Annotated in this window: 17 protein-coding genes; 2 read left to right on the top strand and 15 right to left on the bottom strand. The window is 44.3% G+C overall.

The genetic code is table 11. The features are described 5' to 3' along the window. Positions 1-3 precede the first annotated feature (3 nt). From AB4503_RS08380 to AB4503_RS08330, 11 genes are all read right to left on the bottom strand, one after another. Entirely contained in the window at positions 4-351 is a 348-nt protein-coding gene (locus AB4503_RS08380; RefSeq protein ID WP_016800271.1) for a TrbI F-type domain-containing protein, read from the bottom strand. After that, on the bottom strand, positions 348-2,891 hold the full coding sequence (traC, locus tag AB4503_RS08375) for a type IV secretion system protein TraC (protein ID WP_017082644.1): 2,544 nt from the start codon (positions 2,889-2,891) through the stop codon (positions 348-350). Before traC ends, AB4503_RS08380 begins: the two co-directional genes overlap by 4 nt. 4 nt (positions 2,892-2,895) lie before the next feature. Beyond that, positions 2,896-3,276, bottom strand: a complete 381-nt coding sequence (gene traV / locus AB4503_RS08370; RefSeq protein WP_017082643.1) for a type IV conjugative transfer system lipoprotein TraV — start codon at positions 3,274-3,276, stop codon at positions 2,896-2,898. Between the two features lie 11 nt (positions 3,277-3,287). After that, on the bottom strand, positions 3,288-4,700 hold the full coding sequence (locus AB4503_RS08365; protein WP_102556630.1) for a TraB/VirB10 family protein: 1,413 nt from the start codon (positions 4,698-4,700) through the stop codon (positions 3,288-3,290). Beyond that, positions 4,697-5,422: a type-F conjugative transfer system secretin TraK gene (gene traK, locus AB4503_RS08360; RefSeq protein ID WP_017082641.1), complete on the bottom strand. Its 726-nt coding sequence runs from the start codon at positions 5,420-5,422 to the stop codon at positions 4,697-4,699. The genes AB4503_RS08365 and traK overlap by 4 nt, the downstream gene beginning before the upstream one ends. Beyond that, positions 5,419-5,979 carry a type IV conjugative transfer system protein TraE gene (traE, locus tag AB4503_RS08355; protein WP_016800277.1) on the bottom strand — a complete coding sequence of 187 codons (561 nt, stop codon included), beginning with the start codon at positions 5,977-5,979 and terminating at the stop codon, positions 5,419-5,421. Before traE ends, traK begins: the two co-directional genes overlap by 4 nt. Next, positions 5,979-6,284, bottom strand: coding sequence for a type IV conjugative transfer system protein TraL (gene traL / locus AB4503_RS08350; protein ID WP_016800278.1), 306 nt, complete (start codon positions 6,282-6,284; stop codon positions 5,979-5,981). Before traL ends, traE begins: the two co-directional genes overlap by 1 nt. Before the next feature lie 41 nt (positions 6,285-6,325). Beyond that, complete coding sequence (locus tag AB4503_RS08345) at positions 6,326-6,628, bottom strand: type IV conjugative transfer system pilin TraA (RefSeq protein WP_017082640.1); 303 nt, start codon at positions 6,626-6,628, stop codon at positions 6,326-6,328. 174 nt (positions 6,629-6,802) lie between these two features. Then, on the bottom strand, positions 6,803-7,174 hold the full coding sequence (locus tag AB4503_RS08340; RefSeq protein ID WP_017082639.1) for a hypothetical protein: 372 nt from the start codon (positions 7,172-7,174) through the stop codon (positions 6,803-6,805). 716 nt (positions 7,175-7,890) lie between these two features. Beyond that, positions 7,891-9,465 (bottom strand): EAL domain-containing protein, encoded by a 1,575-nt coding sequence (locus AB4503_RS08335; RefSeq protein WP_372114263.1) that lies wholly within the window; start codon positions 9,463-9,465, stop codon positions 7,891-7,893. Positions 9,466-9,643: 178 nt separating this feature from the next. Next, positions 9,644-10,924, bottom strand: coding sequence for a hypothetical protein (locus AB4503_RS08330; RefSeq protein ID WP_016800282.1), 1,281 nt, complete (start codon positions 10,922-10,924; stop codon positions 9,644-9,646). A 518-nt stretch (positions 10,925-11,442) separates the two neighbouring features. On the opposite strand from AB4503_RS08330, the gene AB4503_RS08325 reads away from it, so the two are divergent. Then, a complete protein-coding gene (locus AB4503_RS08325) occupies positions 11,443-12,150 on the top strand; it encodes a KilA-N domain-containing protein (RefSeq protein WP_017082636.1) in 708 nt (235 codons plus the stop codon). Between the two features lie 101 nt (positions 12,151-12,251). On the opposite strand, the gene AB4503_RS08320 is transcribed toward AB4503_RS08325, so the two are convergent. Further along, positions 12,252-12,764 (bottom strand): tetratricopeptide repeat protein, encoded by a 513-nt coding sequence (locus AB4503_RS08320; RefSeq protein WP_231900588.1) that lies wholly within the window; start codon positions 12,762-12,764, stop codon positions 12,252-12,254. A 132-nt stretch (positions 12,765-12,896) separates the two neighbouring features. Here AB4503_RS08320 and AB4503_RS08315 point away from each other — a divergent pair, with 132 nt between their 5' ends. Beyond that, positions 12,897-13,268: a hypothetical protein gene (locus tag AB4503_RS08315; RefSeq protein WP_054542759.1), complete on the top strand. Its 372-nt coding sequence runs from the start codon at positions 12,897-12,899 to the stop codon at positions 13,266-13,268. A gap of 59 nt (positions 13,269-13,327) precedes the next feature. Here AB4503_RS08315 and AB4503_RS08310 read toward each other — a convergent pair whose 3' ends face one another. From AB4503_RS08310 to AB4503_RS08300, 3 genes are all read right to left on the bottom strand, one after another. Further along, the gene (locus AB4503_RS08310; protein WP_017082572.1) at positions 13,328-13,939 is read right to left on the bottom strand and encodes a hypothetical protein; all 612 of its coding nucleotides are present in this window, start codon (positions 13,937-13,939) and stop codon (positions 13,328-13,330) included. Between the two features lie 167 nt (positions 13,940-14,106). Next, on the bottom strand, positions 14,107-14,772 hold the full coding sequence (locus AB4503_RS08305) for a glutathione S-transferase N-terminal domain-containing protein (protein WP_017082571.1): 666 nt from the start codon (positions 14,770-14,772) through the stop codon (positions 14,107-14,109). Positions 14,773-14,860: 88 nt separating this feature from the next. Next, complete coding sequence (locus tag AB4503_RS08300) at positions 14,861-15,487, bottom strand: LysE family translocator (protein WP_372114260.1); 627 nt, start codon at positions 15,485-15,487, stop codon at positions 14,861-14,863. Positions 15,488-15,492 lie beyond the last annotated feature (5 nt).

Here is a 15,492-nt window from a genome sequence, read left to right as displayed (position 1 = left end):
AGATCATGACTCCTTTTTAAGCGCCTCAATAACGTAATGTTGGATCTCGGTGGTTCTATCCGGTGCGCCGCTGATGAGCGCGCCTGGCACGATAATCACGAGATGGTGCGCTTGCGCGTATTCTTTCAAGAGCCGCCTGAGTTCCGTATCAAAGGTCGCCAATTGCGCGCTGTGCTCCTGATCGCTGAGGTTGGCTTCAATGAGTTGGTCTTGATATTGCGCTAACGTTTGTTCGATATCGAAGACCACGATTTGAGGGGCGGTGTTGAGCTTGACGGCCATCAGCGTGAACATCATCAACACTATGGCAAACAGGGCACCGACAAGACGTGTGTGACGGATGGATTTCATTTGGCCTCCTTACCATAGATGAGGGTGTTGAAGATCTCAATTTCTGGTCCGTAAAAATGCTCTGCGGTTTGATTGACCGCATCCATGAGTGGGACGCCTTGGTTCATCAAGGTTTCACAGTACTCAAACTCATGCGGCTCTGTCGAAAGGCACGCACGAGTAAAAGGATCGGCAAACAAGCGATGAAAGGTCGTTACATCACCGGTTTTTAGCATGACAGAGCTGTAACCGGCGATGGAGGACTTTTCAAAACTCTTGATGACAAATTGCTCATAGGGTGAAAAGTGTGAAGGATTGTCTTTGATGAATTTCGCCAATCCACTGCCTTGACGCAGAGTGATGTGAATGTCGGAGTTATTGAACGCAGCGAGCGCTTCAGGTGTGCTGTAAAAATCCTCAATCCCTTGCGTCACGGTGCAAAACGAACCCCCAAATTTTCGGGCGGTGCGATAACCGGTATTGATGAATTCTTGTGCCTGTGCATTAGAGCCAGCCATCAGAGACCACGCCTCTTCAATGATGCACATCTTCGGCGTTGAACGAGAGCCTGAAAGGTACATCTGCTGAGTGATGCTCGACATCAGCGCAAAAATCACCGGTCGCATGATGTCCGAGGGAAATCCGTCGAGTTCAATGGTGGTAAAGTGGACATTGGGATCCAGCATGGACGGTTTATTGAAGGTGTCACCGTAGATCCCCTCTGAGCGGTATTTATTCAGTTGCATGGCGATATCAGAAAGGCGGCGATCACCGCCTTGTTTTTCGGCCGCCGCAAACAGCGCTTCTTGCACATGGTCAACCAACGTCTCGCTTTTGTGTGCCTGCCAAGCCGCAATGATGCAATCACCGAGGACCGATTTTTCAAAATCTCCCATTTCGTGTGTGGGGCAGGCCATGGTCGCAAAGAGTCCGGTGATGGTGTGCAGCGTTTCCTTGAGAGGGTTGACCTGTTCGCCTTTTTCATCGGTATAGTCATCCCCCATGGCAATGCGTTCCAGGTGAGTGAATGGATTGAGGTAAATCTTCTCAGCTGTCATGTAGCGGCCGCCAAGCATCAAGGTGAGCTTTTTAAAGCTCTTTCCTTTATCTAACGCCCAGATTTTACCGTTCATGGCAAAGAGGGTTTCGGCGAGCTTTTGCACAAAGAAGGATTTTCCTGCCCCGGAGCCTCCGGTCAGGGCGATGTTGTAGTTATCTGAGCCACAATTAAACGGATTAAACCAAAAGGCTTGTTGGCGCATGGTGGGAAGCATCATGCCGCCACTGAAATTCTTTACGTCCATCACAAGAGGCAAGAGGTTGGCCACATTGCCGGTTTTTACGGTTTGAATGCGTCCAGCACGGTCGCAATCGGCCCAAAACCCATCGGTCATCATGAACGGTAAGGTCGTCATGAGCGCTTGGCTTTGCAGCATCGAGACGGTTTGTAAATCAATCCCGCCAGAGCGAAAGGCGTTAATGGCAGTAGTGCGATGCAGTCGCTCGGATTTTTTGTTGGTAAATAACGTCAGCGTCAGGTGCATGTATGCCATGCTGTTGATGCCATCCGACATTTCATCTCGAATTTGCTCGCGTTCGCTTTGCTCTTTCTTCGCTTGAGGGAAGAAAAATGCCATCGGGGACTTGAGTGTTTTTTCCAGCTCTCCAATGCGTCCGCCATTTTTGGTCGCAAAACTGCCCGATTCTTGATGGCGAAAATTGAGGGTCATGAGGTGTGGACATTGCACATTTTTGGCCACGCTCTTTAAGGACGCAAAACAATCGGGCAAGGCGTAAAGGCGGAAAGTTCGAGGTGTACTGCGTAAACCCAATGAAATGATCCGCGAGGTCACCGTTTGATGTTGGCGGTTACTAAAGCGAACGTCGGTGTAATGTCGGCGAGTTAAAAACTCGGTATCAGGAGAGAGGACTTGTTTGTAGATCAACGCTTCTGGTGCGTAGTCAGATCCGTGAGGGGCGGTTTGTGTGGGGTCAAAATTGAGAATGCCTTCGACGTAGTTGATTAAGCCTTCGGGGGTAAGCGGCGTGAGCTCCAGTCCAATTTGGGATAAAGTCGTGGTGAGCGCCTCTTTGCAATCCAACACACTATCAACATCGTCCGTACTGGAGACAAACAACCACGCGCTGTAATCTTTGATGTCAAAGTAATGCTTCTGACGATGAAAAAAGCCGTGGTGAGCCGCAAAGTTGGCGTAATCGGCTTCTTGTTTTGCTAATTCACTGCAAATACCCGCACGAGCGGATTTCAAGGCGGTATTTTGCTCAATCAAATGACTCACGTGGTTGTGGCCCATCATGGAAAAATGGTAATCCCATTTATGGCCAGGCGGTAAATCCATGATGAGACGGTTAAATGCCTCCACCATGTCGTCATTCGCCCCCGTTAAGACGCTCAATTTGAATCCAAATCCTACGCCCTTTTTGTTATGAAAGAGGCTGTGCTGCGCATCAAAAGTGCGGTAAGGCAGTTCAGAATGAAGGTGGTTATATTCACGTTTGGCTTCTTGATAAAAACCCTTTAAATCTTTTGAGACGCCCATGGCGTTAATCCTTCTTGATAGCCTGAACAGGGCGACCTGTCCAGGTAGACTCGTCTAACACAATGTAAATATCCATTGTGTCGAGGTAAGTGGTGGTGTCATCCGAAGTAAAGGGAAAAATCACCACCTTCCTAACCGTGTCTTGGGTTCGAATAGGATGGCCTTCACGGGTGCGTCTTGGCAGTAAGGTAAAAGGGTGGGAAGCCAGGACGTTAGCCTCGGCGACTTGTTGTGTTGTTGGGTGTGTCGAGATGTTGCGAATGTCATCCATGCTGGCGCAGCCGGGTATACCGCCGATTTTTTGGCAACTAAATTCATCTTGAAAGCCCGCAGAGCAACCTGCTAGTAGGCTAATAAGCAGCGCTGTGAAAAGTTTGATAGTCATAAAAGCCGACCTTAATTTAATTGTTGGTTAACTTCTGCCGCGAGAGGGTTGAGTGTGATGGTTTCTAAAAGGGTGTCTGGTTTTGCTTGCTCTTGCTCTTTTGTCTGATGATCAATATAGCGTTTGATCGCTTCCTCATCATCCAGAGGGAACCCTTTCGTAAAGACGATATTCACGATGCCCCCTGGATTGATTTCGATGAAGGGGTGATATAACTCGGCTAAGGCAATGTAGTAATCCGAAAGCTTACTCCCCACGTCCGAGGTGGCATTGCCCAATAAACTTAATCCCACATCCTTGCTGTTGAGGCTCGACGTTGAGCCAAGCGCTGAGGTTGAGGTGGTGCTGGCCAAGCCCGCCCCGGTCTCACCCAGTCCGGTTAAGATGCCTGAGATCCCCGCCATTTGGACGATTTTGCCGTTACGTAAAATCGAGGTGCCACGGATGCCATTGCGCCCAAAGTTAAAGACGGTGCCTTGAACGGGGATATCTAAAATTCGACCGTCCCGAATGCAGCTGAGGGTGTGAGTGCGCGCCACGCCGCGATTGGAAGAAAGGTCACCGTACACGCTCCCAATGATGGTGCAGTCTTTGAGGTGGCTCTTTTCTCCATTGGGCAACACGCCTTCATGCACGGTTTGAAACACGATGGGGGCGGTATCACTTTGGCCGAACGCCCCGGCATTGGCATCGGCGCCACCGGTGATTTTGGCGGTCACAAAGGTGCCCGACGGGACGTAATTGTCGACGGTTCGTTGGTACGCTGACTCTGAGGAGGCTGTCCAAAAAAAATCAAACGAGTCAAACGCTTGCCCTTGGTCATCAAACGAGGCCTTATCGGCTTTGCTGTATTGAAAGCTCTCTTTTTGCAGATCATTAGTGGCGTAAGAGGGCAAAGGTTTGGGAGGAAGTGGGCGCGAGCCAAACGGCGCAGGCTCTCCCATGACGGTGAGGTGACCGGCTTCCTTTGAGGGTAGCGATTGGGTTGATGGCAAGGCGATGGTGCGTTGCGCTTCTTGATGTTGGCGTAATTCCTCGCGTAAGATCTCGTTCTCTTTCTTCATTTGCGAAATCGTATTTTCGTTGCTCGTCATCAAACGATCGACGTCTCGATTGAGGTTTTCCATCTTCTCTTTGACGTCTTCAATGTCTTGACCTTGTAAGGTCAAGGCTGAGCGGTTGTCTTTGTCGGTAAAATCATCAGTAATGATTTCCCCAAAATTGGGGGCTGGCTCAACGACTTCTTTCGCAGTATCTAGCGAGGTTCGAGGTTGTTTAAAGGCTTTAAACGCAAAAAAAACTGCGACTAAGAGCGCAACGGCTAACAGGCTGAGTATTTGGTTACGCTGCTTACTTTGGTCATTGGCGAGCACTCCATCCTCTAAGTCTGACTCTCTAAAAAGCCACTGTTTCAATCGTTTCATTCGCGACCTCCTGTGATGATGTACAGATGTGTAGATTCACCTGGGGGTAAGGTATAACGGTCAAGTGAGGCGCTCCGACTGGCGTAACTGTAAAATTGCGCTTCGGTCAGAGTGACGGTGTCATTGGATTGGTTTTTAACTTGATAAATAAGCCCTGAGAAGGGGCGGCCTACAAAAAGGGTCTGCGGAATAATGGCCAGTGGCGACGTGTCTTTGGGGAGGATTTCGGGGTCAATCGGATGGACACGAAACCCTGGGATAGGCGTCTTTGAACGCTGCCAATGTATCATTTGTTTGGTGAGTTGCCCCAAGGCCAAAGGGTATTCGAGATCTTTTTCAAAGACACTTTTCTCTGCAGTAGAGCGAAGCGGAATAAACTCATTCACCACCGCAGGGACGGCTTTAGGGTTGATAAAAAGCGAGAAATTTTGACCTTTCTCTGTGGTGACGTGCGCGGTAAAAGGCAAGGCGATGTTGAGTTTGACGGTAATAGAGCCCGATTGGTCTCGTTGATTGGCTTTAGCGAGACAAAACCCTCTAGGGCAATGAAGGTTTAATATCTTGTCGTCTTTCACCACTAAACGGTTGGTGTTGACCGAGGATAAGGGCAACACAATGGTATCATTTTGCTCAAAATAGTAGGTCTTTGCGTCAATCGTATGGGCGTGGCTCATGATGGGTAACAACAAACCAAAAAAAGCATAAATCAAGCGTATTTTCATAACGGTATCTCTTGGGCGATGGTGTGAAGTTCAATCAAGCCACTTGAGTAATCGGCTTGGAGTAGATACGTCACGGGCTCAGGGTCAAGTGTGCGCCCCGCGATGGTTTTGTTGAGCGTGCCTTTGACCCGTATTTTCATTTCATTCAGGTTGATAGACAGCGTGTCAACTTCAAAAAAACTGGTGACGTCGTTCTCGATGATAAATTCGGCTTCTCGCATCAACTTGTCTTGTAAGCCGCTCCAGTATTTAGGCGGCACGTAGGTAATGAGTAAGTTGAATTGACGTTTAACGTTAGAGGGCGTGACATTAAATTTTAGGTGTATCCACCAATCGGCCATCATAGAAAGATACGCTTCATCAACCGCATCGCTTGAGATCGTAAACGCTCGGTCGATATGAGGTGGCACGAAGGTGCGCTTTTCCGCTTGGTTTTGGCTTAATAAAGCAAAACTCAACCCAGCGGTTCCTAAGGCGGTGATCAACACCACCGCGGTGAGGACGTAATTGATAAAGCGAGCCGCTTTAAGCGCCTCGCCGTTATGTTCATTGAGCATCAGTAAATCCAATATTTTTTTGTGGCGGGGGGCGTGCGTTTAAAAATGGTTTTATTCGCTGTGTCATCCCCATACCAGTGGATGAAGTGAATGATGAATTTGGGGCCGTGTCGGACTTTTAAGCTGCGAATGGTGAGGAAAAAGCCGATACACACGGCGACCGCGACCAACCGATTGATGTTGAACAACATCAAAAACAACAAGATAGAAGGGAGTATTTCATCGATTGGAAATCCGACTATTTTGACGTCGGTTTGTAAGTAGTTTGGAAAAGCGAAGAGGGTTTGTTTGTCTTGATGATCCATGGTGAAATAGGGCGAATAGTTTCGCGCTCTCCTTATGTGGTTTATAAGCCTACAAACCCTTTACCAACTTCCCAGAACACCACGCCAACGAAAAAGCCGATGATGCCACCCACCCAGTTCTTTTGCATGATGCCCACGATGATGCCGCCAATCAGGCCTGCCACCAGAATGTAGAACTCGCCAGAAGACCCCGTCCCTACCGTGTTGGTCACGGTATCTTTACCACTGGCAAAAAGGTCATCGGCGTAAGCGGGTGACGCACAGGCAAAGTAGACGGCCAGTAGCGTACAAAAGTGACGCCAATACGTAAGAGGAAGGATGAAGCGTGAGGTTTTATCTTTCATGTGGTTACCTTTAAATGTAAATAAAAGAGGCACGACATCGCACCGCTTTTATCAAAAGGGGTGTCGGGCATCTGGTGGGTTGAAAAATGGACGTTGTTAGTTCCCCATATTTTGGGGAATGCTTTGGGCCGCATGAGTGAAGGTGTTGCCGTTGAGCCCCATGGTTCTTCTCGATTACATTAAAGGCAACAAGGAAGCGTTTACAGACTTTAAACCGCGATTGCGACAGACGTGTTGTTTCCAATTTTGAGGGGTCATGATCGTGTTCTTGAGTTTACGATAATGTTTTTTGCGAGCATTTTTTGATGGTGGTGGCGTGAGTTGACGGACTGATTGGGTGTGTTTTTGAACCGCAACGAAATGAACGCCCTTCCAATAGAAAGGAAAGGGGAGGCGGTCAGTAAAAGGCAACAAAGCAGCAAATGCCATGTATTCACGCCCGACCGAGCCCAGTTCTTTGAAGCTGACAAAATCCCCTTGTTTAACAAAGCGGTCCAATAAATTCCCCGCCTCATTTTTACGACAATATCCGTATACAATTTGCATTATTCAAACTCCTTTTAAGGACATTGTTTTGCTCTTTTAAAAGAACAAAACAATGGGCTCTCTCTCAAGAGCCGTGCTACAAACTGGCTTGTGCATTCTTGTAGTAGAATGCGCACACCCAAAGGATGTGGTGTCTGGTATTCCCAAGTAACTCTGTTGAACCACTCAACCAGCGTGCTTAATTGAGTAGAAAAACAGCCTTGGACGTCGCCCCAGGTAAGGCTCCTGAACTTTTTAGGCATATTACGCAGGCCTGCGCCCATCTGCGGCGCTTTTTGCAATAGTGAAGGCAGCCACTCTTACGGTGATGCGGGTGTTGGTATGCAGATGGAATAAAAAGCCGACGAATGTGTTTTTCGACTTTGATCTCAAAGACTGCGATATCAACGTAGTCAGTATGAATCAACATCAATGGGGATGACAATGTTTGAAAGCATCAGCAACGCACAAGGGACTTGGTTTTCGACCTATCGTGAAAGAACGGGCCAAAAGGGTTTTCTGACGTACATGTTCTGATGTGTAAGGCGGGAATGGTTCGTTATCCCACAAGGGGACCTTGGTGGACCACTTTAAGTAAGTGATGCCACAAATGAGCAAAGAGTGTGGTTATCTTCTTTACTCCCGACGTGTTCGTTTTATGGACTCAAATAGGCTAAACCACGAGTATTAGTAAGAGCATCTTTTCGTTGTTGACTAAGGTAAGCTCCGTGATGTTTTTAGCTGAGCGCCTCACTAACCCGCTCGTGAGTATAACCATAATCTAAAGCCCAGCGATGGAGATCTTCAATCGACATAGGTTTAGCGTAATAGTAACCTTGATGTTGAAAGACGCCTCTTAATAAAAGCCCGTTAGCTTCAAGCTTATTTTCAACCCCTTCCGCTACTAGATTCATTTCTAACTGCTTAGCCATTTTAATATACCCATCGAGAACAGCGGATTTTCCTTCATCAATGGAGCGTGTAAACATTTTGTCTATTTTGATAGTGTCAATATCGAAATAATGCAAATAGGAGTTTCCGCCATAACCGGTACCTGCATCATCAAGGCTTATTTTAAGTCCTAATGTTTTGAGTAAGGCGAGGCGCTGACTGGCAAACGCCAAATTTTCAATCGGTTGGCGTTCTGTCAATTCAAGCGTCAGTTTTGAGTAGTCGTGCTGAAACCGCTTTAAATAGTGGTAAAAATCGTCATTTTGTAGGTGCAGAGGAGTGATGTTGACACTGCAATAAAACTCAGCGTTTTGACTCATCAAAGACGATAAGTCGAGGTAAATGGTTGTAATGAGATTTTCTGTTGTTGGAATGATATCCCCACTTTGCTCTAGATAATGGATGAACTTGCTTGGTTCTATGACGCGGCCATCAGAGGGAATCCATCGGAGTAAAGCTTCGACACCGAGCATTTTACCTGTTTGTGCGTCTACAATGGGTTGATAATAGGGGAAAAACTGGGCGTCTCGAACCGCTTTTTGAAGAGCAATTTCTTTTTTTGCGTGCCAATAGGAAACACATAACCAAAGAATGGTGAGTGAAATCATAAAGAGTAAAGTGGTGACCGGCCACAAGTTTTGCTTAAACTTCGAAAGCACTCGTGAGGCAGAGACGGAGGATTCAAAGGTAAGAGGAAGATAGTTTGAAGCAACTGAGTTCGAGTACAGGCGATCAGCATTGGGCAAACTGCCTATTTCAAGGATAGTGTAATTTTCTTTTGGTAAAGATAAACGAATAGAGCGTTGATGGTCTAAATCATTTTCAAGAAAAAGGTATTCCGTGCGTAATGGAAAGAGGAAGCCATATTGTCCATTCGAACCGTATAAATAGGGGGGATGTTTTGGGGTTGTGGAGAGAGAATAAATCGCTAAACGCCACATTTCCCCTTTTAATTGTGTACTGAGTAAGTTCTTAAAATTACGTTGTTCAAATTGCTCAACGCCGAAAGGAGAGCAATAGGTATAAGGTTTCTGCTTATCAAGATTAACGATGGGTATCGACATAAGTAGATGCGACACATAAAGCTTCTCTAACTGCTCTATAGTGTCAGTGGAGCATTCACCGCTAGCGACGCTGGCTTCAGAAAGAATGGGTTTTTCAAGCCCATATTTAATCGCAACAGAAACGATTTGATCGAGGTAGTCGACGTCATGCTTAATTTCATTATGAACTTGATAAAGACTGGTTGCTAATGAAGCCAATAAGCTAAACAACAGGGCCAATAACATAACACCAGTCTTATAGACCCATTGAGGGTGGGGACTGAATAAGCGGTCTAACCAAGGGTGTCTGGAGCGCATACTTAACTCTTTATAATTATAAATCCAACGAATTGTGTTGAGCTGTGAAATGTTATTATGCGGTTTAATTAATGTTAATTTCTATAAAACCTTTTAATCTGAAAGGGTAAGATCATAAAAGTGGAAAGCCGATCACTCTTTGTTAGGAAGTTTCAATTTTTAGGTTCTAAATCAAGCCTTAAAGAAAACACTGACCGTAATCTTGGGCCGCATTAAACATATGGCTTAAATGTAAGGCTTTCTTTGTTAAAGGGTCATATTTATGACAAGCAAAACAGCCCCTATCTTCTTTAGGATGCACTAAAGCAAACCATTGAGGGTTTTGGACATAGGTCTCCATTGTACTGTTTGATAATAACTTCGAACCCCCTATTTCATTTTTCCAAGAGGGAGGCACCTCTCCTTTATTTAAATCACTCTCGTTTGAGACTGTCCAAGATGTGCCCACAAGGAAGTAGTTAGACCAAACAGATTTACGTGATTGGTAATAATCTGACATTGCCTCGTTAAGCGCTTTTATATCTTTAGCTACTTCAGTTTTCGTTAAAACACCAACCCCATAGGGTGTTTCTCTACAGACTTGAGTAGGTTTACCAGGGAAGTAAGTATTCACTTTCTGAAAGGACATTGGGTTGAAAAATGTCCATTTACCTGATTTTTCAAAATTTGATAGGTTAGGAACATCAGCACAATCAGGAGCGTTTTCCTTGTGTTCAAATGTGGTCCAAATGAATTCAGGATGATTCCTTGTTTTTCGCACTACATGAATCCCGACCAAGCCCATTAGAACATTACTCCTTACTGCCCCGTCGATCTCAACATCTCTATGAATAGTGAAAAATTTTTCAGGGTTGTCGTTATTAGATATTAATTTCCATGAGGTTTTTACTTCAGTGGAGCCTGGGGATATTTCAAACGGTGTTTTCCCACTGTCAATATCGGCGACACATTGGCTATTGTTTAATCCGTGTTTGACGATGTCATTGTAGAATTTTTTATTGACACTTTGTTGATAGAAGACCGGATTGCCTTCTTGATCGTTCAATGGGAAATTAGAGCCGGCTTGAAGGATCTCACTTTGTACTAATCCTTGATCACCTTTATTGTCCCAACTATCGGGTATCTCTTTAAATATTCTGTCTTTCGGCATCATATTCAAGAATAAATCCGGTGTCTTGTCACTGGTATAATAAGCAAAAGATTGCCATGCAAACTGCATAAAACTGCAATTAATATCGGATTTACTCGTTTCTGTAGGCTCTTGAGGTAAGGAAGGGTAATCAATCCAAGAGGAGTTGCCAGTACAGTCAGGGGCTTCTAACTCTAACGATTTTTTATCTCTAATCTTATTTTCGTAAGAGTCATTCGATTGAAAAGCTTCCCCTATAATTTCTGTAGAATAACAATGTATTGGTGAGAGGAAAAATGAGGAAACTATTATTTTCTTTAAACAATTCATGATAATTATTATCATTCGTATTTGTATGGGTGGCTAAAATTACAATAGTTACAAATAAAACGAATCTAAATTAGTTAATAATTTAGTGTGACTCTGGAACTGCGTGTGTGCTCTGGAGTTGTTTTTGTCTCGATTCTGTCTACGTTCATGGGTGAGGCAAGCTGATTGTAAGAACCGCGCTCTATACAATATGCAACGTTATTAAACGTTTGACACCGATCTTCCACATCGTTAATCTGTAACGGCACTGGCAAAATCCAGTGTCGGGATTAGTCCCCCGCAATATACACCCAAGGCGCATAGACGCTAGCTTTTGCTGGTTTTTTATGTGCAGCTTCAGCACACCTGAACATAGTCGTTTTACTTATAAAACGTACTATCAGCATTATGGTGGGCTGGGCGAGGCAGCTTCGGCTGGCCGTAACCTTGGGAGCGGTAGGACTAACCTTGTTCAGCTCACCACCCGAAGATTAGTCCCTTTGTGTGGTGATTTAAAGATCATCCCCAAGGAGGCAACCATGCCAAATTTAACAATCTTTTCTAAAGACATTCGCACACTCGATAATTTGTATTCGCTAAACGATCTGCATAAAGCGAGTGGTGGACACAATCGACATCGTCCAAGTATTTTTATCAAGAATCAGCAAACTCAAGAACTGGTTAATGAAATTGAGCAAAGCAGTAATTCCTGCTTTGCTATAAATACCAAACGTGGCGGTAGTGATGCGGGGACTTGGGTATGCAAAGAATTGGTCTACTCATACGCAATGTGGATTAGCCCAAAGTTCCACCTAAATGTCATTCGTGCGTTCGACACTATGCCCACAGCTCTAGCACTTCCTACTCCAACTGTTCCGCAAGACCTATCCTTAAACGACTTAATCTTTGAATTGGCGAAGGCGAAAAACGTAACAAGCCAAAATGTTCATGTGCACTACAATGCCGTATTCAATACCAATACTTGGTCACAAGAGCATGGTTTTGAACACGCATTGGCAAAAAGAGTACTTAAACAAGACTTAGAAAATGAATTGCGTAGTCAAATCCCAGAACTGCAGTTACTCAAGCAGCAAGCGAGAGAACACGGGCTAGCATTAGTGGATGAAAGTGAATACCAAAGCTTCCAAGGCCGAATGCAAATGCAGCAAAAGCAACTCGAGAAGTTGGTAGATGATGTAATGGCGTTAAGCCGAAATCATAATTCGTTGATAAACAGGGTTATGTAAAAGTGGCGGCAAAAATGGCGGCATTCATTGTAAAACAGCGTTATTTATGGAGATAAAACGTCAATTACCACTGTTTTTATATACATTTTATTTTAATTAACCTATTGATTTGTAATGTATTGCATTCGTTTTTTCCAAGTTCTATCAAGGTCTTTTGCATAAAGCAGAATGGCTCGCTGGTAACTTTTGATTTTCTTACTCTCAGTGGTTGATAACAATAACTTAATTAGTAACGCCGTTGCTTCTTTGTGTCGTTCTAAGTTGTACAAACACATGGCATAGAACGGCTGTACTTCCAGTGAATCAGGGTATTCAGCCATGGTTCGCTCAAAATACTCTAACGCTTCAGTGTATTTACCCAAACTGCGATAAGTACTCGCCAACCCAAACAGAGCATCAAAACGTTCAGTTATGGAAAGATCCCCTTCCAATGCAAGATGATAATGTATAAGCGCTTGCTTCTCTTTGCCTTCATTATCATAAGACCAAGCCATGTATAAATTTGCTTTGGCTGCATATTGACTGTCATCCAATAGCGTACGCAGCAAAAGCCGAGACGCATGATAATTTCCGGCCTCTCTAAGATTGATGGCTTCGTGGATAATGGTTTCCATGTGCATCTCCTCTATAATTGACTAATAGAATGAAATTTATTTACACTCTGTGCTAACTCTCAAATCGTCCAACGATAAATTATCAATGATAAAATCTTAAACTAGATGAATAAATAGTAATAAAGGAATCCAATGTTTATAAGATTTATTGCCAGTATGGAGGAGGAAAAGCGAATCCAGCATACTCATGGTATCATTACCCAAGCACAAATGATGCTTGTCGACGGATTGATCCTTTACGAGTACCATCAGGTGCATATTAAAGAAATCTTCACTCAACTTAATGAATCACTACCATGTCCACCGTTCCACTCAAAGTCATGGCCAGACAATGCTATCTCTTGGTTTTTAGACTCAAGCGTCAAACATATATCACTCATGTATGAGCTAAAATATATATTAGAAGAATATGATACAAAGGTGGCGACATTACATTATTCAGACGTCGGCACCATTTTATACAGAGATGACTTTCAAGTGGTGGCTAAGTCTAGCCTCTTATGAAAAACAAAATAATATATTAATAATAAAATGAAGCTTCTAAAAATATATACCCTCGCAAGTTAAAATGAGAACTGCAACCCAAGCTCATAGCTCACTTCCGCCTCATCACGCTCTGCATATTCTAAATTTGCAACTAAGCCAAACACTGAGCCGAATTGAAAGACGTTATTCCACTTAAACTCATCTCTTGCTAGATCTAAGAAATCATGCTGATAGGAAACTCCCATCAACCAATGATTAGCTATTTGTTTTCTAACCATCGCTTGACAGTATGTTCCACGCTCGGAATATGGTGAACTGTAATCACTATCAGCACGATAGTTTACTGCTCCACAGGATAAAGAGCTTGCCATTGCCCCTCCCAAACGCCCAATGAGTCCTCCGCCAGCTTGCCAACTATCTACCTCCGAACTAAATCGAGTGAGAAAGTCTGCTCTTCCTTCAACGAATACGTAGTCAAAAACTTGAGCACTGACATCTAAGTATAACCCTCCCATCGTCTTATTCTCTGTATTGTCATACTTATCGTTAAGGTAAGGTTTTAACGCTCCCGACTTAAAACTAGCTCCTTTATAACCAAATCCTATATGAGAAAAATTATCAACAATCTCACTTGATGCAAAGCTTGAACACGAAACTAACAACATCAGAGGAACAACTTTAGTTATCATAATACGATATCCTGTGGCACTTTTTTGAAATGAAAATTTATTCTGTACATTGCATATTGACAGCAACATACGGAAATAAACTGTAACAAATCAATATGTAACATCCGATAAATTTAAACGCAAACTATGCGTTGCGTTCACATTTCCATCGTTGTCTTAAAGCATGTTTAAATTCTAGTGCCAATCCTATCTAGGCTGTCATACCAATTCAAAACATGGCTAGTCAGCATTTCCCCTGTGAAAGCGTTACTCGTAGACAGCAGCCACTTCAACGTCCCATAGACGATATAGTCTGAATACATGGGCGCATCGCCCGATAAGTATCGTGTCTTAGCTAAATAAGATTCCAGTACTCTCATCTTTTTGAGTAAGTCGGCCTTTGCTAACTCTTGGTTGTTGCTTTGTACATTTTCTAAGCTGTCCTGAAAGTGTTTCTCTCTAGAGGAACGAAAGTAATCTTTATCGCGATCTTTAAGCTTGCAGTAAATGTCGAAGATGGCAATTTTGGCGATGTCCGAATGTAATGATGCTGTCCACTCATGGAAAAAAAGTGCCATTAAACGCCCTTTTTCACCGCCAAATAATGAAGGTGATTCAGGGTAGTGGGCCTCAAGATAATCAGCGATGTTAAACGAATCAGAGAGCACCGTTTCACCATCTTTGATGGCGGGGAGTGTAGAAAACTGCGCCTTAAACTGAGCCTGAATGTCGACAAAAGAAAGCTCAGTGGTATCAAACGCTATATTTTTGTGTATCAAGCACATTTTCGTTCGCCAACAATAAGGACTGAATTTTAAGCCATCGTCCCCACACAGTTCGTAAAAAGTGATCATAGGTGTCTTACTCCGAGAGTTGCTAAATAGGTGTATTGGTTGTGCTGGGCACAGTATGTTCAATCTTGGTCGCGGTTCTCAGTCGAGATTAAGTGGGTTCTTTAACTGCTAGAATACCTGCGGCTCCCAGCAGTAAAGCACCACTTCCTCTGGTCACAGCGGTAAGAGGTAGTCGGCTCGCATCAACAATCCGTCTGGCCGAAAACGCATAAAACATCACTAAACTGAAATCAAGCAACGCCATGGTTGGGCACATCACTAAGAGTTGAGGGAATACGGGTAAGTCGGGGTTGATGAATTGCGGGAAAAAAGCCGAGAAGAATAGGATGGCTTTGGGATTGCCAGCCGCGACTAAAAAGCCAGAGTAAAACAACTTTTTGTTTGAGGCCTGTAAATCTGAGTTGTTGAGGTTTAAGTGCTCAACTTGTGCTGGTTTAGCTAGGAGTATTTTTAGCCCCATGTAAACCAAGGTGATCACACCAAAGACTTTGATGACAGTAAATGCCACTACCGAATTGGCAAGGATGACACCTAAACCCAAGGCGACTAACACCATTTGAATAAAGTTAGCTGAGATGTCCCCAAGGGCGGTATATAGCACGCGTTTGTGCCCATATCTGAGAGCATGTGCAATACCTAAAAATATGCTAGGCCCTGGTGTCGCGGTAAGAATGAGCGATGCCGCGACAAAGCCGAGCCAAAGGTGAAAGTCCATTTTTA

Source organism: Vibrio sp. 10N.222.55.B11, assembly GCF_041473705.1.
Classification (GTDB): domain Bacteria; phylum Pseudomonadota; class Gammaproteobacteria; order Enterobacterales; family Vibrionaceae; genus Vibrio; species Vibrio crassostreae_C.
Note: the sequence above shows the minus strand (reverse complement) of the source record. Positions and strands in the feature narration are given on the sequence as shown.